This is a genomic window from Erythrobacter sp. A6_0 (assembly GCF_017744235.1).
Lineage (GTDB): Bacteria > Pseudomonadota > Alphaproteobacteria > Sphingomonadales > Sphingomonadaceae > Qipengyuania.
This window is the reverse complement of sequence record NZ_JAGHQR010000001.1, coordinates 597,653-617,907: the sequence shown is the minus strand read 5'-3', so window position 1 is coordinate 617,907 and position 20,255 is coordinate 597,653. Positions and strand designations below refer to the sequence as shown.

The 20,255-nt window shown below is 62.4% G+C and carries 22 protein-coding genes; 1 reads left to right on the top strand and 21 read right to left on the bottom strand.

Going from position 1 to position 20,255, the window contains the following annotated elements; translation table 11 throughout:
- The 21 genes from J7347_RS03105 to J7347_RS03005 all read right to left on the bottom strand — a co-directional run bounded on the left by J7347_RS03105 (window position 1) and on the right by J7347_RS03005 (window position 18,915).
- Window positions 1-711: a biotin--[acetyl-CoA-carboxylase] ligase gene (locus J7347_RS03105; protein ID WP_209160777.1), complete on the bottom strand. Its 711-nt coding sequence runs from the start codon at window positions 709-711 to the stop codon at window positions 1-3.
- Window positions 708-2,186: an NADH-quinone oxidoreductase subunit NuoN gene (gene nuoN / locus J7347_RS03100; protein ID WP_209160776.1), complete on the bottom strand. Its 1,479-nt coding sequence runs from the start codon at window positions 2,184-2,186 to the stop codon at window positions 708-710. The genes J7347_RS03105 and nuoN overlap by 4 nt, the downstream gene beginning before the upstream one ends.
- Window positions 2,186-3,745: an NADH-quinone oxidoreductase subunit M gene (locus tag J7347_RS03095; RefSeq protein ID WP_209160775.1), complete on the bottom strand. Its 1,560-nt coding sequence runs from the start codon at window positions 3,743-3,745 to the stop codon at window positions 2,186-2,188. The genes nuoN and J7347_RS03095 overlap by 1 nt, the downstream gene beginning before the upstream one ends.
- Before the next feature lie 15 nt (window positions 3,746-3,760).
- On the bottom strand, window positions 3,761-5,824 hold the full coding sequence (nuoL, locus tag J7347_RS03090) for an NADH-quinone oxidoreductase subunit L (protein WP_067684565.1): 2,064 nt from the start codon (window positions 5,822-5,824) through the stop codon (window positions 3,761-3,763).
- 7 nt (window positions 5,825-5,831) lie between these two features.
- Window positions 5,832-6,137 carry an NADH-quinone oxidoreductase subunit NuoK gene (nuoK, locus tag J7347_RS03085; RefSeq protein ID WP_067684563.1) on the bottom strand — a complete coding sequence of 102 codons (306 nt, stop codon included), beginning with the start codon at window positions 6,135-6,137 and terminating at the stop codon, window positions 5,832-5,834.
- Window positions 6,134-6,757 (bottom strand): NADH-quinone oxidoreductase subunit J, encoded by a 624-nt coding sequence (locus J7347_RS03080; RefSeq protein WP_209160774.1) that lies wholly within the window; start codon window positions 6,755-6,757, stop codon window positions 6,134-6,136. The genes nuoK and J7347_RS03080 overlap by 4 nt, the downstream gene beginning before the upstream one ends.
- A 27-nt stretch (window positions 6,758-6,784) precedes the next feature.
- On the bottom strand, window positions 6,785-7,270 hold the full coding sequence (gene nuoI / locus J7347_RS03075; protein WP_067684559.1) for an NADH-quinone oxidoreductase subunit NuoI: 486 nt from the start codon (window positions 7,268-7,270) through the stop codon (window positions 6,785-6,787).
- Window positions 7,267-8,319 carry an NADH-quinone oxidoreductase subunit NuoH gene (gene nuoH, locus J7347_RS03070; RefSeq protein WP_067684557.1) on the bottom strand — a complete coding sequence of 351 codons (1,053 nt, stop codon included), beginning with the start codon at window positions 8,317-8,319 and terminating at the stop codon, window positions 7,267-7,269. The genes nuoI and nuoH overlap by 4 nt, the downstream gene beginning before the upstream one ends.
- Window positions 8,316-8,501 carry a hypothetical protein gene (locus J7347_RS03065; protein ID WP_209160773.1) on the bottom strand — a complete coding sequence of 62 codons (186 nt, stop codon included), beginning with the start codon at window positions 8,499-8,501 and terminating at the stop codon, window positions 8,316-8,318. The genes nuoH and J7347_RS03065 overlap by 4 nt, the downstream gene beginning before the upstream one ends.
- Window positions 8,501-10,486, bottom strand: coding sequence for an NADH-quinone oxidoreductase subunit NuoG (gene nuoG, locus J7347_RS03060; protein ID WP_209160772.1), 1,986 nt, complete (start codon window positions 10,484-10,486; stop codon window positions 8,501-8,503). The genes J7347_RS03065 and nuoG overlap by 1 nt, the downstream gene beginning before the upstream one ends.
- Entirely contained in the window at window positions 10,479-11,234 is a 756-nt protein-coding gene (locus J7347_RS03055) for a hypothetical protein (protein ID WP_067684551.1), read from the bottom strand. The genes nuoG and J7347_RS03055 overlap by 8 nt, the downstream gene beginning before the upstream one ends.
- Window positions 11,231-12,535, bottom strand: coding sequence for an NADH-quinone oxidoreductase subunit NuoF (gene nuoF / locus J7347_RS03050; RefSeq protein ID WP_209160771.1), 1,305 nt, complete (start codon window positions 12,533-12,535; stop codon window positions 11,231-11,233). The genes J7347_RS03055 and nuoF overlap by 4 nt, the downstream gene beginning before the upstream one ends.
- Window positions 12,535-12,675 carry a hypothetical protein gene (locus J7347_RS03045; protein WP_197465625.1) on the bottom strand — a complete coding sequence of 47 codons (141 nt, stop codon included), beginning with the start codon at window positions 12,673-12,675 and terminating at the stop codon, window positions 12,535-12,537. The genes nuoF and J7347_RS03045 overlap by 1 nt, the downstream gene beginning before the upstream one ends.
- Complete coding sequence (locus J7347_RS03040; RefSeq protein WP_156502158.1) at window positions 12,675-12,848, bottom strand: hypothetical protein; 174 nt, start codon at window positions 12,846-12,848, stop codon at window positions 12,675-12,677. The genes J7347_RS03045 and J7347_RS03040 overlap by 1 nt, the downstream gene beginning before the upstream one ends.
- The gene (gene nuoE / locus J7347_RS03035; RefSeq protein ID WP_067684547.1) at window positions 12,845-13,513 is read right to left on the bottom strand and encodes an NADH-quinone oxidoreductase subunit NuoE; all 669 of its coding nucleotides are present in this window, start codon (window positions 13,511-13,513) and stop codon (window positions 12,845-12,847) included. Before nuoE ends, J7347_RS03040 begins: the two co-directional genes overlap by 4 nt.
- A 252-nt stretch (window positions 13,514-13,765) precedes the next feature.
- Window positions 13,766-14,977: an NADH-quinone oxidoreductase subunit D gene (locus J7347_RS03030; RefSeq protein ID WP_067684545.1), complete on the bottom strand. Its 1,212-nt coding sequence runs from the start codon at window positions 14,975-14,977 to the stop codon at window positions 13,766-13,768.
- Complete coding sequence (locus tag J7347_RS03025; protein WP_209160770.1) at window positions 14,974-15,513, bottom strand: hypothetical protein; 540 nt, start codon at window positions 15,511-15,513, stop codon at window positions 14,974-14,976. Before J7347_RS03025 ends, J7347_RS03030 begins: the two co-directional genes overlap by 4 nt.
- Window positions 15,506-16,360 carry an NADH-quinone oxidoreductase subunit C gene (locus J7347_RS03020; protein WP_209160769.1) on the bottom strand — a complete coding sequence of 285 codons (855 nt, stop codon included), beginning with the start codon at window positions 16,358-16,360 and terminating at the stop codon, window positions 15,506-15,508. The genes J7347_RS03025 and J7347_RS03020 overlap by 8 nt, the downstream gene beginning before the upstream one ends.
- A gap of 9 nt (window positions 16,361-16,369) precedes the next feature.
- Complete coding sequence (locus J7347_RS03015) at window positions 16,370-16,948, bottom strand: NADH-quinone oxidoreductase subunit B (protein ID WP_245173776.1); 579 nt, start codon at window positions 16,946-16,948, stop codon at window positions 16,370-16,372.
- Window positions 16,948-17,322, bottom strand: coding sequence for an NADH-quinone oxidoreductase subunit A (gene ndhC, locus J7347_RS03010; RefSeq protein WP_067684539.1), 375 nt, complete (start codon window positions 17,320-17,322; stop codon window positions 16,948-16,950). The genes J7347_RS03015 and ndhC overlap by 1 nt, the downstream gene beginning before the upstream one ends.
- 162 nt (window positions 17,323-17,484) lie before the next feature.
- Window positions 17,485-18,915, bottom strand: a complete 1,431-nt coding sequence (locus J7347_RS03005; protein ID WP_209160768.1) for a coniferyl aldehyde dehydrogenase — start codon at window positions 18,913-18,915, stop codon at window positions 17,485-17,487.
- Window positions 18,916-19,033: 118 nt separating this feature from the next.
- Here J7347_RS03005 and J7347_RS03000 point away from each other — a divergent pair, with 118 nt between their 5' ends.
- Complete coding sequence (locus J7347_RS03000; protein ID WP_209160767.1) at window positions 19,034-20,230, top strand: acetyl-CoA C-acyltransferase; 1,197 nt, start codon at window positions 19,034-19,036, stop codon at window positions 20,228-20,230.
- Window positions 20,231-20,255: the final 25 nt, after the last annotated feature.

Below are 20,255 nucleotides of genomic sequence, written 5' to 3'. Positions count from 1 at the left end.
TCAGGCGAGCATCACGTCGCCGGCGTGAATGGCACGGCAGGTCCCATCCGCCAAGCGCAGTAACAAGGAACCGTCCTCGGCAAGGCCGGCGAAGGCTCCTTCAATCCGGGTTCCGCCGGGCTCGTGGACGGAGAGCGGCGTTCCTTCAGGCGTTGCCAGATCGCTCCATCGGCGCAGGATCGGTTCGAGGCCGTAGATGCGCCAGCGCGCAAGGATTTCCGCGAAATTGTCGGCCAAATCGCGTGCGAAGATATCGCGGTCGGGCGCGGGGCCGAATGCAGTCAAGGCAATCGTAGCGCGGTCGGCGATAGCGGGCGCTTGCTTCAGATTGACGCCGATCCCGATCACGACAGCAGGGCCTGTGGATTCGAGCAGAATGCCCGACAATTTCGTTCCGCCGACCAGGAGATCGTTGGGCCATTTGAGAACCGGCATCCGTTCGGCCGGACAGAGCGGACGCACCGTTTCGCAAAGCGCGACGCCTGCGACCAGCGAGAGCGTGTGCGCGGGCGGATCGCCTGAGCCGGGCCGGACAATGGTCGAGCCCATCAAATTGCCACGCCCGTCAAACCAACCCCGCCCCTGGCGGCCCCTCCCCGCGGTCTGACGGTCGGCGATCAGCCAATCGCCTTCGGCTATAGGATCGCCCGCACGCAGGCTCTCCAGCAGATCGGCATTGGTCGAGCCGGTTTCGGCGACGGTCCGTATCAAACGACGGTGAAGAGCACGCTGGCGGCGCGGTCCGCCACGCCCTCAAGCCACGGCGTCGCGAGATAGCCGAGCGGCGACATCAGCAGGGCGCTGAGGCCGAGCACCACCCAATGGCCGGTCGGACTGTCGGCAATCACCGCCTCGCCTTCGGGCGCTGTGCTGAGCGGCTCGTCGAAGAACATCACCTTGACGAATTTCAGGTAATAGAACGCGCCGATCACGCTGGCGGCGATACCGATGGCGGCGAGCGCGATCAGATCGGCCTCGACCGCGGCCTGGAAGACCACGAATTTGCCCCAGAAGCCGAACAGCGGCGGAATTCCGGCAAGGCTGAACATCAGGATCAGCAGACACCAGGCGAGAGCCGGCTTGGTGGTCGAGAGGCCCGAGATGCCTGCAAAGGTCTCGATCTGCTCACCGGAACTGTCGCGTAGCATCAGCAGGGCGGCGAAAGAGCCGATGGTCATCGCCGCGTAGATCGCGAGATAGACCAACACCGAACTTGCCCCCTGCGGCGTCGCGGCGGCGAGACCGATCAGGATGAAGCCGACATTGTTGATCGAGCTGTAAGCCAGCAGGCGCTTAAGATTCTGCTGACCGATAGCGCCGAGCGCACCGACCACGATCGAGGCAAGGGCCGCGAAGATCACGATCTGGCGCCACGCATCGGTCTGCGCTCCGAACGCGTCGAGCGCGATGCGAGTGAGCATGACGACCGCTGCCACCTTCGGCGCACTGGCGAAGAAGGCGGTGACCGGCGTCGGCGCGCCTTCGTAGACGTCCGGCGTCCACATGTGGAACGGCACTGCCGCGATCTTGAACGCGAGGCCTGCGAGCACGAAGACGACGCCGAACAGCGCGCCGGTCGAGAAACCATCCGCAAAGGCTATGCTGATTCCGGAATAGGAGGTCGTGCCGGCGAAACCGTAAACGAGGCTCATCCCGTAAAGGATAATGCCCGAGGCAAGCGCGCCAAGGATGAAATATTTGAGGCCCGCTTCGTTCGAGCGCGCGTCATTGCGCAGGAAAGCGGCCAGCACGTAGCTCGCCAGGCTCGACAGTTCGAGGCCGACATACAGCGTCACCAGATCGACGGCGGAGACCATCATGCCCATGCCGACGGCTGCAAACAGCATCAGCACCGGATATTCGGGGCGATAGGCGCCACGCGCATCGAAGAAGCGCGGCGTAACCACGAGACAGGCGATCGTCGCGAGATAGATCACGATCTTCGCAAAGCTGCCGAAGCCGTCCGCGCTGTAAAGGCCGCCGAACGCTTCCCCGCTCATCGCGTAGGCGGGATCGAACAGGAGATGGACAGTCCAGGCGGTCGCGCCGAAAAGGACGGCGGCAGCCACGATCGTGACGGCGCGCGAGGCTTTCGGCATCCAGGCGGACACGAGGAGCAGGATCAACGCGGCGACCGAAAGCATTACTTCCGGTGCGGCGAGGTAGAAAGAGGCAGCGTAGGTCATCAGTGCGAACCCTCCGCCGCAGCCGATCCTTCGGCATGGTCGCCAGCGACGTAATTTGCAGCGTGCTCGCGCGGTTCACCCACGGCAAGCGCGCTGTCTCCCGCAGGCGCGGCGCGCGCGAGGCGCACTTCCAGCGCGGCAATGTCGGCGCGCATCGGAGCGAGGAAGCTCTCGGGATAGACACCCATCCACAAGACCGCCGCCGCGATCGGGCCTAGCATGGCCCATTCGCGCAGGGAGAGGTCGGGCATCGCAGCCGCATCTGCGTTCTTCTGAATGCCGAACACGACGCGGCGGTAGAGATAAAGCATGTAGGCAGCGCCCAGAATGATACCGGTGGTGAGGATGAGCGTGGCCCAGGTCGAGACTTCGTAGACCCCGGCCAGCGCCAGAAATTCGCCGACGAAATTGCTCGTACCGGGAAGGCCGATGCTCGCCATGGTGAACAGGAGGAAGAAGAAGGCATAGCGCGGCATGTTGATGGCGAGGCCGCCATACCGTCCGATCTCGCGTGTGTGCAGTCGATCGTAGATCACGCCGACGCACAGGAACAACGCACCCGAAACCAGCCCGTGGCCGAGCATGATCATCATCGCGCCCTCGATCCCCTGCACGTTGAAAGCGAACAGGCCCGCCGTCACGATCGCCATGTGGGCGACCGAGCTGTAGGCGATCAGTTTCTTCATGTCGTGCTGCACCAGCGCGACGAGCGATGTGTAGATCACCGCCACCATCGACAGGCCGAACACCAGCCAAAGGAATTGCGAACTCGCTTCGGGGAACATCGGCAGGCTGAAGCGGATGAAGCCATAACCGCCCAGCTTCAGGAGAACGCCTGCGAGGATGACCGAGCCCGCCGTCGGCGCCTGGACGTGCGCGTCGGGAAGCCAGGTGTGGACCGGCCACATCGGCATCTTCACTGCGAAGCTGGCGAAGAAGGCCAGCCACAACCAGGTCTGTGCACCGGGGGTGAAATCATACTGCATCAGCGTTGGGATGTCGCTGGTGCCCGCCTGGTTCACCATCCACATCATCGCGATCAGCATCACCACCGATCCGAGCAGGGTATACAGGAAGAATTTGTAGCTCGCGTAGATGCGATTGTCCCCGCCCCACACGCCGATGATCAGATACATCGGGATCAGGCCGGCTTCGAAGAAGATATAGAACAGGAACATGTCCTGCGCCGCGAACACGCCGATCATGAGCGTTTCCATGATCAGGAAAGCGGCCATATATTCGCCGACGCGCTTCTGAATCCCGTCCCAACTGGCGAGGATGCAGATCGGCATCAGGAAGACGCTGAGCATGATCAGCATCAGCGCGATCCCGTCGATCCCCAGCGCATAGTCGAACACCGCGAAGAGGTCCGCGCGTTCGGTGAATTGCCACTGGGCGCCGCCGATATCGTAATTCAGCCAGAGCGCGATGCCGAGCGCCAGATTGACCAGCGTGGCGACCAGCGCGGTCAGTCGTGCGGTTGCCGCAGGAAGAAACAGGCAGGCAATCCCCGCCGCCAGCGGCACGATCAGCATCGTCGAGAGGATGGGGAATTCCATCAGAACAGGACCGCCTTAAACCAGAACATATGTGACTGCGGCGACCAGGCCGAGAAGCATCACCAGCGCGTAGCTGTAGACGTACCCGCTCTGCACCCGCTTCGCGAGCATGCTGCCGCGCTCGACGACCCAGGCCGCACCATTGGGACCGAAGCGATCGATCGTTCCGACATCGCCAAGCTTCCAGAACTGTCGGCCGAGCCACAGCGAAGGCCGGATGAACACGCGCTCGTACAATTCGTCGAAATACCACTTGTTGTAGAAGAAGCGGTAGACCGGGCCGAGCTGCTCCGCCCCCTTCGCCGGCAGCGAGGTGTCGCGGATATAGGCCATCCACGCCGCGAGCAGGCCGAGCAGCATCACGATCGCAGCGGCATACTTCACCAGATAGGGCGTCGCATGCATCGCGTGGATCAGCGGCTCGTTGTAGAAGATGGAGCCGTTCCAGAACGCCGCGCTGTCGAGGAAGGTCGGCGCGAACAGCTGGCCTGCCAGCACCGCGCCGATCGACAGGATGCCAAGCGGGATGAGCATGGAGATCGGGCTTTCGTGCGGGTGATAGCCCGCCGTGCCCGCCTGATAATTCGGCGAAGGGACGTGATGCGTCGTGTCGTGCCCGGCATCTTCCTGAACCGGCGGATTGTGCTCTTCCGGCTCGTCATGCCCGGCATGGACGGCGTGCTGGATATGCTCGCTATCGGCCCAGCGTGGCTTGCCCCAGAAGGTGAGGAACATCAGGCGCCAGCTGTAGAAGCTGGTCAGCAACGCGGCGAAGGTGCCCATCCAGAAGGCGAACTGCCCCAGCTCGGTCCCGCGCGCATAGGCGACTTCGAGGATCGCATCCTTCGACCAGAAACCCGCGAAGCCGACGCCGAGATGATAAACCCCAACCCCGGTGATCGCCAGCGTGCCTGCCAGCATGGCGTAGAAGGTGAACGGGATCTCCTTACGCAGCGCCCCGTAATAGCGCATGTCCTGTTCGTGATGCATCGCATGGATGACCGAGCCTGCGCCCAGGAACAGCAGCGCCTTGAAGAAGGCGTGGGTGAAGAGGTGGAACATCGCCGCACCGTATGCACCGACGCCCGCGGCGAAGAACATGTAGCCGAGCTGCGAACAGGTCGAATAGGCGATGACGCGCTTGATGTCCCACTGCGTCGTGCCGACCGTGGCGGCGAAGATGCAGGTCGCCGCACCGATGAATGTGACGAGGCCGAGCGCGAACGGCGCAGCTTCGAACATCGGCGACAGGCGGCAGACCATGAACACGCCCGCGGTCACCATGGTGGCAGCGTGGATCAGCGCGGAAACGGGCGTCGGCCCCTCCATCGCGTCGGGCAACCAGGTATGGAGGCCGAGCTGTGCCGATTTGCCCATCGCACCGATGAACAGCAGCACGCACAGAACGTCCATCGTATTGGCGCGATAGCCCAGGAAACCGATGCTAGCTCCCGACATGCCCGGCGCGGCGGCCAAGATTTCGGGAATCGAGACGGTACCGAACACAAGGAACGTTCCGAAAATCCCGAGCATGAAGCCTAGATCGCCTACGCGATTGACCACAAACGCCTTCATCGCGGCGGCATTGGCGCTCGGCTTCTTGAACCAGAAGCCGATGAGAAGATAGCTGGCGAGCCCCACCCCTTCCCATCCGAAGAACATCTGGACGAGATTGTCGGCCGTCACCAGCATCAGCATGGCGAAGGTGAAAAGCGAGAGATAGGCGAAGAAGCGCGGCTGATCCGGATCCTCCTCCATATAGCCCCAGCTATAGAGGTGGACGAGGGCGGACACGGTCGTCACCACCACCAGCATCACGGCCGTCAGCGTATCGACGCGCAGCGCCCAGTCGAAGGTCAGATCGCCGGACTGCATCCATTGCAGCACCGGCACCACCGTCGCACTCGCATCGCCGGACACGAAGCTGAGGAAGATCGGCCAGCTCAGCGCGCAGGCGATGAACAGCGCGCCGGTCGTCACCGCCTTGGTGACGACGCTCGGCATCGTCTTGTTGACGATTCCGCCGATGATCGCGGCGAACAGCGGGAGGAAAACGATCAGGATGATGGAGGTCTGCACCGGGCGGTTATCCCTTCATCCGATTGACGTCGTCGACCGCGATCGTGCCGCGGCCACGGAAATAGATCACCAGGATCGCCAGCCCGATCGCCGCTTCCGACGCCGCGACGGCGAGAATGAACATGGCGAAGATCTGCCCCGTAAGATCGTTCAGGAAGGCGCTGAAGGCGACCATGTTGATATTTACCGCCAACAGGATCAGCTCGATCGCCATCAGGATCACGATGATGTTCTTGCGGTTCAGAAAAATGCCCAGGACGCCGAGCACGAACAGGATCGCGCTCACGACGATATAATGTTCGATGCCGATCACAGCTCGACCCCCTCACCCACGGTAGGACGCTTCATTACGGTCGCCTCGTTCGGATTGCGGCGGTTCTGCTTGGCGATATCCTGCTGACCGCGATGGTCGCCCGCGTTCTTGCGATGCGTCAGCACGATCGCGCCGATCATCGCAACGAGCAGCACCAAGCCGGTCGCTTCGAACAGGAAGATGTAATCGGAATAGAGCAGAGCGCCGAGCGCTTCGGTGTTGCTGACGCCAACGATCGGCGCAGCCATTCCGTCGGGCGTCCCGAGCGCGATTGCGCCAGCGCGATAGGCACCGATGCCCAGCACCAGTTCCGCCAGCAGCACCAGCGCGATCGCGATCCCGAGGGGAAAGTTCTTGATGAACCCGGCGCGCAGCTCCGCGAAATCGATGTCCAGCATCATAACGACGAACAGGAATAGCACCGCGACTGCGCCGACATAGACGATGACCAGCAGCATCGCGATGAATTCCGCGCCGACCAGTACCATGAGTCCCGCGGCGTTGAAGAAGGCGAGGATCAGCCACAGCACCGAATGGACCGGATTGCGCGACATGATGACCATGACCGCGGACGCAATCACCAGCACGGCGAACAGGTAGAAGGCGATAGTCTGAATCATGGGGCCCCAGTCTGGTTCGCGCGCCGGTTAGCGGTAGGGCGCGTCGGCTTCAAGGTTCGCGGCAATCGCCCGCTCCCACTTGTCCCCGTTCGCGAGCAGTTTCGCCTTGTCGTAGAGCAGCTCCTCGCGCGTTTCGGTCGAATATTCGAAATTCGGTCCCTCGACCACGGCATCCACCGGGCAGGCTTCCTGGCAGAAACCGCAATAGATGCACTTGGTCATGTCGATGTCGTAGCGCGTTGTGCGGCGCGAACCGTCGTCGCGCGGCTCGCTCTCGATCGTGATCGCCTGCGCCGGGCAAACCGCCTCGCAGAGCTTGCAGGCGATGCAGCGCTCTTCCCCGTTCGGATAGCGGCGCAGCGCGTGCTCGCCGCGGAAACGGGGCGACAGCGGGTTTTTCTCGAAAGGATAGTTGATCGTCACCTTGGGCTTGAAGAAATACTTCAGCGTGAGGGCGTGCGCCTTCACGAATTCCCACAGGGTGAACGATTTGACGAGTTGGGCGACGCTCATGCCGCACCTCCATAACGGGTTATCATCAGCCAGCCCGAGATCGCGACCACGAAGAGCAGGCTCATCGGCAGGAACACTTTCCAGCCCAGGCGCATCAGCTGGTCGTAGCGATAGCGCGGAACGGTCGCCATGACCCAGCTGAACATGAAGAAGAAGAAGAACGTCTTGAGCAGGAACCAGATGATCCCCGGCACGAAATACAGCGGCGCCCAGTCGATCGGCGGCAACCACCCGCCGAAGAAGAGCAGCGTGTTGAGGCTGCACATCAGCAGGATGTTGGCATATTCGCCGAGCCAGAACAGCGCGAAGCTCATGCTGGAATATTCGGTCTGGTAGCCTGCGACGAGCTCGCTCTCCGCTTCGGTCAGGTCGAAGGGAACGCGCTGGGTTTCGGCAAGACAGGAGATGAAAAACACCACCCAGATCGGGAACAGCAGCAGGTTGAAATAATAGCCGTTGACGATCCCGAAGCCGTGGCCGCGCTGCGAATTGACGATCTCGGTCAGGTTGAAGCTGCCCGCATAAAGCACCACGCAAACGAGGATGAAGCCGATCGAGACTTCGTAGCTGATCATTTGCGCAGCGGCGCGCATGGCGGAGAAGAACGGATATTTCGAGTTACTCGCCCACCCGCTCATCACTACGCCGTAAACCGACAGCGAACTGATAGCGAGGATGTAGAGCAGGCCGACATTGATATCCGCCAGCACCACGCCCGCATCGAAGGGGATTACCGCCCAAGCGGCCAGCGCCACGGTGAAAGTAACGATCGGGGCGAGGATGAAGATACCCTTGTTCGCCGCGCTGGGGATGATGGTTTCCTGCAGGAACACCTTCAACCCGTCGGCGAAGCTCTGCAACAGGCCGAACGGGCCGACCACATTGGGCCCGCGCCGCAGATTGATCGCGGCCCAGACCTTGCGATCGACATAGATGATCATGGCGACCGCCAGCATCAGCGGCAGCGCGATCAGCAGCACGCCCGCCACGGTCGCGACGCCCCACGCCCATTCGTAGGTCATGCCCAGCGATTGGAAGAATTCGGTCACTTGTCACCCTTCCCGGTCGGCGTCTTGCGGCCCCGGTTCTTCTCGGCGTCTTTGGCGGCAAAGGCCTCGTTGCGCCAGCCATTCTTGGCATTCGATTTGTGCGGACGGTTCTCCGAAAAAGCACGGTAAACCGCGTAGGCGCCCGCGCCCACCAGAGCCAGGGGGATGATCGGGACCGCCATTATTCCGCCGCCTCCGCGAGATCCGGGCCGAGCAATTCGGCCGAACATTGCTGCATCACCGCGCTCGCCCGGGCGATCGCATTGGTAAGGTAGAAATCCTTGACCGGATAGGCCGCGACTGCCCCTTCCGCCTTCGCCGCCTTATCCGGCTCGGGCAGCGCGCCGTAATCGGCCAGCCCTTCTTCGCCAAGAGCAGGCACATCGGCAATCATCGCGCCCTGCAATTCGGCAAAGCTGTCGAAGCCGACCTTCAGGTCCAGCGCATCGGCGAGCGCGCGCAGGATCGTCCAGTCCTCGCGCGCGTCTCCGGGCGCGAACACGGCTTTTTCAGCGAACTGCACGCGGCCTTCGGTGTTGACGTAGGTTCCGTCCTTTTCGGCATAGCTCGCGCCGGGCAGGACGATATCGGCATGATGCGCGCCCTTGTCGCCGTGATGGCCGATATAGACCTTCAGGCTCCCATCGAATGCGGCATAGTCCATCTCGTCCGCACCCAGCGAAAGCAGAACCTTTGGCTTCGCCTTCGCGATATCCGCAATCCCGCCCTTCTGCGCATAGCCGAGCATCAGCCCGCCCATCCGGCTGGCCGCCATATGCAGCACGTTGAACGCCGCGCCCCAGCCCGAGGCCAGCGCCAGCGCCTTCGCATGCGCACCCTTGAGGCCCGCGCCGCCGACGATCACTGCCGGGCGCTCCGCCGCATCGAACGCATCGCCGACATGGCCGGGCAGATCGTTGAGGACGCCGAGATCGTTGCCGAGGAATTCGCCGCCGAACGTGGTATCCCAGCGCGCACCGACCAAGAAGATCTTCGCGCCGCGCTTCGCCGCCTTCCGCAGGCGGACATTCACCAGAGGCGCTTCCCAGCGGACATGGCTGCCCACGATCAGGATCGCATCAGCGTTCTCGATGCCCGCCAGTGTCGAATTGAAATTCACCGCCGCGAGATTGGATACGTCGTAATCCATTCCCGTCTGGCGGCCTTCCATAAGGCTCGATCCGCTGGCCTTCAGAAGCGCCTTGGCCGCGAACATCGTCTCGCAATCGACGAGATCGCCGGCAATCGCCGCAATGCTCTTACCGGGCTTGGCCGCTGCAATCATCGCGAAGGCTTCGTTCCAGCTGGCCGCCTGCAGCTTGCCGTCGCGGCGCAAAAACACCTTGTCGAGCCTGCGGCGCATCAGGCCATCGACCTGATAGCGGGCCTTGTCGGAAATCCATTCCTCGTTGACGTCGTCATTGATGCGCGGAAGCGCGCGCATGACTTCGCGCCCGCGACTGTCGAGCCGGATGTTCGCGCCGACCGCATCGCTGACGTCGATCGAGAGCGTCTTCTTCAGCTCCCACGGACGGGCCTCGAACGCATAGGGACGCGATGTCAGTGCGCCGACCGGGCACAGGTCGATCACATTGGCCGAAAGCTCGTGTTCCGCGGCCTGTTCGAGATAGGTCGTGATCTGCATGTCCTCGCCGCGCCCGACCGCGCCGATCTCGTCCACGCCCGCGATTTCCTCGCTGAAGCGCACGCAGCGGGTGCAGTGGATGCAGCGGGTCATGATCGTCTTGATCAGCGGCCCCATATATTTCTCGGTCACCGCGCGCTTGTTCTCGTGATAGCGCGTGGCGCCGCGACCATAGGTCATCGACTGATCCTGAAGGTCGCATTCGCCGCCCTGGTCGCAGATCGGGCAATCGAGCGGATGGTTGATGAGCAGGAACTCCATCACCCCTTCGCGCGCGGTCTTGACCATCTGCGTGTCGGTGCGGATTTCCTGGCCTTCGGTGGCCGGAAGCGCGCACGACGCCTGCGGCTTCGGCGGTCCGGGCTTCACTTCGACCAGACACATGCGGCAATTGCCCGCGATGCTCAGCCGCTCGTGATAACAGAAGCGCGGGATTTCCTTACCCGCAAGCTCGCAGGCCTGGAGCACGGTGGCGCCGTCCGGAACCTCGATTTCCTGGCCGTCTACGGTGACTTTAGGCATCTTCTGATCCTGCTTGTTCGGCATTCTGCGGCTTCGACACCGCGTAATAGGTTACTTCGGCCAATTGATTGCGAAGCGTCGGTGCGCTCAGTTTGAGAACTTGGCCTTCCATGACGCATTCGCTGAAGCTTGGAGCCATTTCGACGATCGCCGATTTCTCTTCTGCACTGCCCGGCACGGTCTGGAAAAGCGCTTCCATCTTGTCCGGATTGAGTCCCATGACACAGCCCGCGAACCCCAAGGCGAACATGCGGCTCATTTCGTCCGACCTTGCCCCATGGAATCGCTCTGCCACATACATTCCATCATCGCCCAGAGAAAGCGCGGCGGGATCGATGGACACATCTTCTTCGCGCAGCATGCTCTCTGCCAACGCGCCACGCAGAGCGGAATGATCGAACCGCATGGTCATGACCCCACGCGCACTGCGCAGATTGCCGACCGAGGACATGTCCATGTCGGGCATGCAACGATCGAGCTTCTTCGCGAACACCGCGTAGGCTTCTTCCTCCATGGCTGAAGCCGGCACGGTTTCGAGATAAGCCCGGACCTGATCCGCCCGATCATCCGCGAGACATACGGCGGTGCGCATCATCGTGAGTTCAGGCGCCGCATTTGCCGTCGCGGCACGCGGATCCGACGGCTGCCTCTTGAGCTTGAAGCCCATCGGACTCGAATAAGGCTGCGCAAGCGCAGGCACGCCTGAACACACCAATCCCAGCGCGCCGAGAAGAACGGCAAGCTTCACTCCGCGGCCTCCAGAGCGCCGGGCGCAAACTGCGCATTATGCTCCTCGATCCGCCGTTCCAGCTCGGGACGGAAATGACGGATAAGGCCTTGGATCGGCCACGCCGCCGCGTCGCCAAGCGCGCAGATGGTGTGGCCTTCGACCTGTTTCGTCACCTGCTGGAGCATGTCGATCTCGTCGATCGCGGCGTCGCCCGTACGCAGGCGTTCCATCATGCGCCACATCCAGCCCGTGCCTTCGCGGCAGGGCGTGCACTGGCCGCAGCTTTCGTGCTTGTAGAAATAGCTGAGGCGGCTGATCGCGCGAACGATGTCGGTGGACTTGTCCATCACGATCACGCCTGCCGTGCCGAGGCCGGAGCCCAGTTCCTTGAGCCCGTCGAAATCCATCGGCGCGTCCCAGATCTGCTCGGCCGGGACCAGCGGGACCGACGATCCGCCGGGGATCACGGCGAGCAGATTGTCCTTGCCGCCGCGGATGCCGCCGCAATGCTTCTCGATCAGCTCGCTGAACGGGATCGAGAGCGCTTCTTCGACGACGCAGGGCTGGTTCACATGCCCGCTGATCTGGAAGAGCTTGGTGCCCTTGTTGTTCTCGCGACCGAAGCTCGCGAACCAGGATCCGCCACGCCGCAGGATCGTCGGCACAACTGCGATCGACTCGACATTGTTTACCGTCGTCGGGCAACCATAAAGGCCCGCGCCTGCCGGGAAAGGCGGCTTCAGACGGGGCTGGCCCTTCTTGCCTTCCAGGCTCTCGATCATCGCGGTTTCCTCGCCGCAGATATAGGCGCCCGCGCCCCGGTGCAGGAAGACATCGAAATCGTAGCCCGAGCCGCTGGCATTCTTGCCGATCAGCTTGGCGTCATAAGCCTCGTCGATCGCGGCCTGAAGCACTTCGGCTTCGCGGATATATTCGCCGCGAATGTAGATATAGGCCGCCCGCGCCCGCATCGCGAAACCCGCCACCAGCGCGCCTTCGACCAGCTTGTGCGGATCGTGACGGATGATCTCGCGGTCCTTGCAGGAACCGGGCTCGGATTCGTCGGCATTGATAACCAGAAAGCTCGGGCGGCCATCCTTCGATTCCTTCGGCATGAAGGACCATTTGAGGCCCGTCGGGAAGCCTGCGCCGCCACGCCCGCGCAGCCCGCTTGCCTTGATTTCCTCGATGATCGAATCTTGGCCGCGCGCGATCAGCGCCTTGGTATCGTCCCAATCGCCGCGCTTTTGCGCCGCCTTGAGGCCCCAATCCTGGAAGCCGTAGAGATTGGTGAAGATGCGGTCCTTGTCGGCGAGCATCAGAAAGCATTCCCTTGCGAAATAAACCAGATCGCCGCGACCGCGATGAGAGCGATCGCACCGAATTTGATGACGCCCATCAGCACCTTCCAGGCGATGAAAGCGAGCACCAAGGCCACGATGATGGTGACGATATCCATTATTTGCGCCGCAGACTTTGGTCGGACTTGGGCGAACGCCGTCCGGCGACGAGCGCGAGGATTGCGCCCGCGATGAGGATCGTCGTCCCGAAGATATCCTGATCGGTGAAGATGTCGATCGACACCCCCACGACGAACAGGATGATCCCGAGCCAGACGAGTGCGCGTCTCACCAAGCGTCTCTATAATCGTGATTGGCGTCGACCATTTCCTTGAGCGTGGTCGGACCCTCCGACGGCTCGCTCGTATGGCGCCCGGGTTCCTGCGTGCCGGGCTTGGGGCTCTCGCCCGCCGCCAGCGCATCGAGCACGGCGTCGAGGCGTTCGGAGGTCAGATCCTCGTAATTGTCGTCGTTGATCTGGACCATCGGCGCCGTGGCGCAATTGCCCATGCATTCGACTTCGGTGAGGGTCCAGAGGCCGTCTTCCGAGACATGGCCTTTCTTCATCCCCCGCTTCTTGCAGGTTTCGAACAAGGCGTCCGACCCGCGCAGCATGCAGGGCGTCGTTCCGCAGACCTGTACGTGGAATTTACCCACCGGCTTCATGTTGTACATGAAATAGAACGTCGCGACTTCGAGCACGCGGATCACCGGCATGTCGAGATAGTCGGCGACATATTCGATCACCGGCAGCGGCAACCAACCTTGGGTATCGGTTTCTTCGCCGACCTGCCGCTGGGCGAGGTCGAGAAGCGGCATCACTGCCGATTTCTGTCGACCCTCGGGATAGCGCGCAATCGCCTTGTCCGCCTTGGCGCGGTAGGCGTCGGTAAACTCGAAACCGCCCCAGCGCTCGCGCAGCTCGGGAGTGTCGGGTGCGGGGGAACGATCAGCCATTATATGCTAACCCACTAATGACTTTGTCATATTGAAAAGCTCGGCTTTCGGTTTTCAATCGGTGGAGACGGACGAGATATGCCAATCCCGCGAAACTCAAGACCGCGGGCACGCCACCCGCAACGACCGTAAGAGCAACTTCACCGTCAAAATTGCCCCACGCTTGGATAGCAAGACCACCGACCATAAGCGCTGCGGCGATGCCCAGTATCGAAAGCGCCCGTTCGGGCCATTTGGGAAATACGATTGGCCTCACCGGTCACACTCCCCGAACACCACGTCGATCGCACCCAGAATGGCAGTCGCGTCGGGCAGCATGTGGCCCTTGCACATGAAATCCATCGCCTGGAGGTGCGAAAACGCCGTCGGGCGGATCTTGCAGCGATAGGGTTTGTTCGACCCGTCGCTCACCAGATAGACGCCGAATTCCCCTTTGGGGCTCTCGGTCGCCACGTAGACTTCGCCCGCAGGCACGTGGAAGCCTTCCGTGTAGAGCTTGAAGTGATGGATCAGCGCTTCCATCGACTGCTTCATTTCGCCGCGCTTGGGCGGTGCGACCTTCCGGTCGTCGCTGGCGATCGGGCCTGACGGCATCTGCGCCAGGCACTGCTTGATGATCTTGGCGCTCTCGTAAACTTCCTTCACCCGGACGACGAAACGGTCGTAACAGTCCGAATTGGTGCCGACGGGAATGTCGAATTCCATCCGGTCGTAGACGTCGTAGGGCTGCGACTTGCGCAGATCCCACGGAATGCCCGCAGCGCGGATCATGGGGCCGGAAAAGCCCCAGGCGATCGCATCGTCGCGGCTGACATGCGCGATGTCGACATTGCGCTGCTTGAAGATGCGGTTGTCGAGCACCAGGCTCATCGCGTCGCCGAACAGTTCGGGCAAGCGCGTGTCGAGCCATTCGCCGATATCGACGAGAAGTTTTTCCGGCGCATCCTGATGCACGCCGCCGGGCCGGAAATAGGCGCTGTGCATGCGCGCGCCGCTAACCCGTTCGAAGAAGTTCATGCAGTCTTCGCGCAGTTCGAACACCCACAGGTTCGGCGTCATCGCGCCGACATCCATGACGTGTGCGCCGATGTTCAAGAAGTGATTGCAGATGCGCGTCAGCTCCGCGAACAGCACGCGCAGATATTGCGCCCGTTCCGGCACTTCGACATTCAAGAGCTTCTCGATCGCCAGCACGTAGCTATGCTCCATGCACAGCGGCGAACAGTAATCGAGCCGGTCGAAATAGGGCAGCGCCTGCAAATACGTCTTGTGCTCGATCAGTTTTTCGGTGCCGCGATGCAGCAGTCCGACATGCGGATCGACGCGTTCGATGATCTCGCCATCCAGCTCCATCACCATGCGCAGCACGCCGTGCGCCGCCGGGTGCTGAGGCCCGAAATTGATCGTGTAGTTGGAAATGACCTCGTCGCCGGTCGTCGGCGATTGTTCGAGTTGCATGCTCATGAGCAGACCCACCTTCCGTTGAAGGACTTCTGGCGTCCCTGGACGTCGGTTATCGTCATCTGGCCGGTGTCGCGACCGGTCGGCTGGACGAGGACGGAGAAGCCCTCCCCATTGAACGTCGTTCCCGCCTTGACCTGATCGTAACCGCCCGGAGGCGCATCGAGCAGGATCAGCTTGCCCCCGGCCCGCACGGTCGCCTTGCCGGGCAGAGCACGATCGTTCGGCCCCGCGGCGACGAGCATTTCCTGCCCATCGGCGCTGAACGTGCAGCCGCCCGCGCGCGGCCCCAGATCAACTCCGCCGATATTGCCGAGCCGCTCGAGCTGGGTCACGTCGGTGTTGGGCGGCGGGGCGATGCGCGCCGCAGTGGTTTCGACCGTCTGCGGCGCAGCCACGACTGCGGTTCCACCGGTAGTGCTGGTGCCCGGCGCGCCGACGCGGCTGGCGAAATCCTCCGCGCTGTCGGCAGGAGCGGGCTCCTGGCTGCTGCACGCCGCAATTGCGAGCGGCAGTAGAAGAAGAGCGAGCTTACGCATCCTTGCCATCCTTCGGCTCGGTCGCTTCTGCGGTGTCCGTGGTCTTGCCGTCACGAGCGGGGCGGCCTTCGCGATCTTCCGTCGGCTCTGGCGGAGGGGGAGCATCCTTGCCCGTCTCCTCTTCCGCAGGAGCGCCCGCGCTGACCTTTTCCGCCGCTTCCTTGTCCGCCTTGGCACCCGCGCCGGTATCGGACGGCTTTTCGGTAACCTTGGGATCGTCGACCGGAGGCGTGTCCGCTTTCTCGTCCCCCGGCAGCACGTAGTCCGCGCCTTCCCAGGGGCTCATGAAATCGAACTGGCGCAGATCCTGCGCGAGCTCGACCGGCTCGTACACCACGCGCTTTTCGTCTTCGGAATAGCGCAGCTCGGTATAGCCGGTAAGCGGGAAGTCCTTGCGGAAAGGGTGCCCTTCGAAACCGTAATCGGTGAGGATGCGGCGCAGATCGGTGTTCCCGTCGAACAGGACGCCGTAGAGGTCGAACACCTCACGTTCGAGCCAGCCCGCATTCGGCCACAGCGTGGTCACGGTCGGGACCGGCGTATCTTCGCTCGCCGTGCACTTGACCATGATGCGGCTGTTCTTCGTGAGGCTCAAAAGCATGTAGACCACCTCGAACCGCTCCTCGCGGCTGGGATAGTCGACCCCGGCGATCTCCATCAGCTGCTGATAGCCGTGCTCGTCGCGAAGGATGCGCAGGACGTCCTCAATCGCGTCGCGGCGCACGGTGAACAACAGCTCGCCATGCTCGTCATGCGCATCGAGGAGATGGCCACCAAGCGCGGTCGAGAGCGTTTCTTTCAACCCGTCGATCAAAGTGAAGCGCGGTGCGGAATGCAAAGTCGCCATAAAGCCGCCCTATCGCTCGATCGTGCCGCTGCGGCGGATTTTGCGCTGCAACTGCATCACGCCGTAAAGCAGCGCCTCCGCCGTGGGAGGACAGCCAGGCACATAGATATCGACCGGCACGATCCGGTCGCACCCACGCACCACACTATAGCTGTAATGATAATAGCCGCCGCCATTGGCGCAGCTACCCATGCTGATGACGTATTTCGGGTCCGACATCTGGTCGTAGACCTTGCGCAGAGCCGGTGCCATCTTGTTGCAGAGCGTTCCCGCCACGATCATCACGTCGGACTGGCGCGGGCTGGCACGCGGGGCGACGCCGAAGCGCTCCATGTCGTAACGCGGCATGTTAACGTGGATCATCTCGACCGCGCAGCAGGCGAGGCCGAAAGTCATCCACCACAGCGATCCCGTACGCGCCCACTGGAACAGGTCTTCGGTGCTGGCGACGAGGAAGCCCTTGTCGTTCACCTCGTTCTGGAGTGCGTTGAAATAGTCCTGGTCCGGCTGGCGGATCTCGCCGGGCTGGGCCGTCGGCTGGATATGCGGATCGCGGCCGTGGGGAGATATCGTTCGTTGAGCGCTCATTACTGCCAGTCCAATGCCCCCATCTTCCATTCGTATGCGAGGCCGATTGCAAGGATTCCGAGGAAAACCATCATTCCGATCCAGCCCGTCCACTGCGTGAATTCAAGGCTGACCGCCCACGGGAACAGGAAGGCCGCTTCGAGATCGAACAGCAGGAAGCTGATCGCGACGAGATAGAATTTCACGTCGAACTGGCTGCGCGGTTCCTCGAACGCGGGAAAGCCGCATTCATACTCGCTCAACTTCTCAGCATTGGGATTGTGCGAGCCGGTCAGCCGCGACACGCCCATGGGCAGGAAGACGAACGCCGACGACAGCGCGACGGCGATGAAGAGGAAGATGAGGATCGGCAGATATTGCCCGAGATCGACCACGTGTGTTTCCTATCGACTTTGGCACCGATACCGGCGCGCACGTTCGGTCCCGGCCCTAGGCCTCTCGCGCCTTACGCGCAAGGGCGGCTTCGGCGGATTTCCCGCATCACGGCTTGCGCAAAACGCGCAGGAGGATGACACCTCTCGCAGTTTAGGGCGGCTCTATTTCGTCAAGGCTCGCAAGGCCTTGCGAGTCGCTTCGCCATAAGGCGGCTTCAGGCCGGCCAGCTTGGCAACGTCGATCCTGCTCTGCGAAAAGACGCTGCGCGCATGGCTGAATTCGCGGAAACCTTCGATCCCGTGATAGCTGCCCATACCACTCGGGCCGATGCCTCCGAACGGCAGGTCTTCCATCGAAACGTGGAACACGACATCGTTGACAGTGACACCGCCCGAAATCGTACGCTCGAGCACGCGCCGCTCCTCGTCGCCATCGCTGCCGAAATAATAGAGGCCCAGCGGCCGGTCGTTCCGGTTCACGTAATCCACCGCCTCGTCGATCGAGCGATAGGTCTTGACCGGCAGGACGGGGCCGAAGATCTCCTCCTGCATCGCCTGCATGTCCTCGGTCACATTGCGCAGGATCGTGAGCGGCATCTTGCGGGCGTTGGTGTTGGAGAAATCCTCGTCGCCGGGATTGACCTCGATCACTTCGGCGCCCTTATCGCGCGCATCCTTCACCATATCCTGCAGGCGATCGAAATGCCGATCGGTCACGACGCTGGCGTAATCCTCGTTGTCGAGCAGCGTCGGATACATCTGAGCAGTGGCCTGCCACACGCCGTAGAGCGCTTCGTCGGCCTTGTCTTCGGGAACGTAGAGATAGTCGGGCGCGAGACAGATCTGGCCCGCATTCATCATTTTGCCCAATGCAACGCGCTCGCCAGCTTTGGCGAAATCCGTGCTTTCGCCCATGATCACCGGCGACTTTCCGCCGAGTTCCAGCGTAACGGGCACGAGGTTCTTGGCAGCCGCTTCCATCACCTTGCGGCCCGTGCCGGTCGACCCGGTGAAGACGAGATGGTCGAAAGGAAGCTCGCTGAACGCGGCGGCAACTTCGGGCCCGCCCGCGAACACCGCGCATTCCTCGGGAGCGAAATAGCGCTCGACGAGTTCGGCGGACAATTCGCTGGTGCGTTCGGTAAACTCGCTCGGCTTGATCATCGCCCGATTGCCCGCCGCGAACACCTGCATCAGCGGGCCGAAGCTCAGATTGACGGGGAAGTTCCAGGGGCTGAGAATGCCGATAACGCCCTTGGGTTCGTAGCGGACTTCCGCCTTTGCGCCCAACAGGCCAAGCGGAAATTGCATGTGGCGCTTGTTGGGCCGCGCCCATTTTTCGGCGTGCTTGAGGCAGTATTTGCCGAAATTGATCGTGCTGGCGATATCGGTCAGCATCGACTGACTGTAAGACCGATTGCCGAAATCGGCGCTCATCGCCGCACACAGCGCTTCCGAATTCTCCTTCAGAAGCGCGATCGCGCGTTGCACCCGATCCTTGCGCGCATTCATCGGCTCAGGCCGATCGGCCTCGTGAGCGGCGCGTTGCCGTTTCAGCACATCTTCCATCGCCTTCGTCCGATCGCCAGCCATCGTTCTCTCCGTTTGATTTCGCCGCCTGCCGGTCCTAGCTTGAGGGCGTAAGCAAGTCTCGTCTTGCAACCGATATTGCATATCCCGTCGAATTTAAAAACCGAAAGGCCATTTCCGCATGACCCAGTTCGCCGCCAACGATCCCGTCGTCATCCTCTCTTACGCCCGCACGCCGATGGGCGGCATGCAGGGCGCCCTTGCCGATGTGTCCGCGACCGATCTGGGCGCGACCGCGGTCAAGGCGGCGGTGGAACGCTCGGGCGTCGCTCCGGAAAGCTTCGACCGCACCTATATGGGCTGCGTCCTTCCCGCCGGGCTTGGCCAAGCGCCTGCGCGCCAAGCCAGCATCAAGGCGGGCCTGCCCAAATCCGTTCAGGCGACCACGGTCAACAAGGTGTGCGGATCGGGCATGCAGACCGTGATCATGGGCGCCGAAGCGCTCGCAAGCGGATCGGTGAATTATGTCGTCGCGGGCGGGATGGAGAGCATGACCAACGCGCCATATCTTTTGAAAAAGCACCGCAGCGGCGCGCGGCTGGGCCACGATACGGCTTACGATCACATGTTCCTAGACGGCCTTGAAGACGCATACGAGGAAGGCCGTGCTATGGGTACGTTCGCGCAGGAAACGGCGAACGATTACCAGCTCACGCGCGAGCAGATGGACGATTATTCGATCGAGAGCCTGCGCCGCGCCAATGCCGCGATCGAAAGCGGCGCGTTTTCGGGTGAGGTCGTTCCGGTGACCTTCACCACCCGTGCGGGCGAGCAGACCGTCGACACCGACGAAGCGCCCGGCAAGGGCAAGCCCGACAAGATCCCGCAGCTGCGCCCGGCGTTCGCCAAGGACGGCACGATCACCGCCGCGACGTCGAGCTCGATTTCGGACGGTGCCGCTGCCGTGGTGCTGTCGCGCGAGAGCGTGGCGAAAGGAAACGGTCAGGAGCCGGTCGCAAAGATCGTCGCCCTCGCCGCCCACGCCCAGGAGCCGAGCGAGTTCACCGTCGCCCCGGTCGGCGCGATCGAGAAGGTGCTCAAGAGCGCCGGATGGAGCGCGGACGAAGTCGATCTGTGGGAAGTCAATGAGGCCTTCGCCTGCGTCGCCATGTTCGCGATGCGCGACATCGGCATCCCCCACGACAAGATCAACGTGAACGGCGGTGGGACCGCGCTCGGCCATCCGATCGGCGCGAGCGGGACGCGCATCATCGTGACACTTCTCAACGCGCTCAAGCAGCAGGGCAAGAAGCGCGGCGTCGCCTCGCTCTGCATCGGCGGCGGTGAAGCCACCGCCGTCGCGGTCGAAATGGTCTAACGAAGCCGTCGAGGAGATTACCGCG

What these genes read in the sequence shown, in the direction of transcription:
- nuoN (WP_209160776.1), bottom strand. Translation starts at nt 2,186, where the DNA reads ATGACCTACGCTGCCTCTTTCTACCTCGCCGCACCGGAAGTAATGCTT.
- J7347_RS03095 (WP_209160775.1), bottom strand. Translation starts at nt 3,745, where the DNA reads ATGGAATTCCCCATCCTCTCGACGATGCTGATCGTGCCGCTGGCGGCG.
- J7347_RS03080 (WP_209160774.1), bottom strand. Translation starts at nt 6,757, where the DNA reads ATGATTCAGACTATCGCCTTCTACCTGTTCGCCGTGCTGGTGATTGCG.
- nuoI (WP_067684559.1), bottom strand. Translation starts at nt 7,270, where the DNA reads ATGAGCGTCGCCCAACTCGTCAAATCGTTCACCCTGTGGGAATTCGTG.
- J7347_RS03065 (WP_209160773.1), bottom strand. Translation starts at nt 8,501, where the DNA reads ATGGCGGTCCCGATCATCCCCCTGGCTCTGGTGGGCGCGGGCGCCTAC.
- nuoG (WP_209160772.1), bottom strand. Translation starts at nt 10,486, where the DNA reads ATGCCTAAAGTCACCGTAGACGGCCAGGAAATCGAGGTTCCGGACGGC.
- nuoF (WP_209160771.1), bottom strand. Translation starts at nt 12,535, where the DNA reads ATGCTCGCCGACAAGGACCGCATCTTCACCAATCTCTACGGCTTCCAG.
- J7347_RS03045 (WP_197465625.1), bottom strand. Translation starts at nt 12,675, where the DNA reads ATGGATATCGTCACCATCATCGTGGCCTTGGTGCTCGCTTTCATCGCC.
- nuoE (WP_067684547.1), bottom strand. Translation starts at nt 13,513, where the DNA reads ATGGCTGATCGTTCCCCCGCACCCGACACTCCCGAGCTGCGCGAGCGC.
- J7347_RS03030 (WP_067684545.1), bottom strand. Translation starts at nt 14,977, where the DNA reads ATGAGCATGCAACTCGAACAATCGCCGACGACCGGCGACGAGGTCATT.
- J7347_RS03025 (WP_209160770.1), bottom strand. Translation starts at nt 15,513, where the DNA reads ATGCGTAAGCTCGCTCTTCTTCTACTGCCGCTCGCAATTGCGGCGTGC.
- J7347_RS03020 (WP_209160769.1), bottom strand. Translation starts at nt 16,360, where the DNA reads ATGGCGACTTTGCATTCCGCACCGCGCTTCACTTTGATCGACGGGTTG.
- J7347_RS03015 (WP_245173776.1), bottom strand. Translation starts at nt 16,948, where the DNA reads ATGAGCGCTCAACGAACGATATCTCCCCACGGCCGCGATCCGCATATC.
- J7347_RS03005 (WP_209160768.1), bottom strand. Translation starts at nt 18,915, where the DNA reads ATGGCTGGCGATCGGACGAAGGCGATGGAAGATGTGCTGAAACGGCAA.
- J7347_RS03000 (WP_209160767.1), top strand. Translation starts at nt 19,034, where the DNA reads ATGACCCAGTTCGCCGCCAACGATCCCGTCGTCATCCTCTCTTACGCC.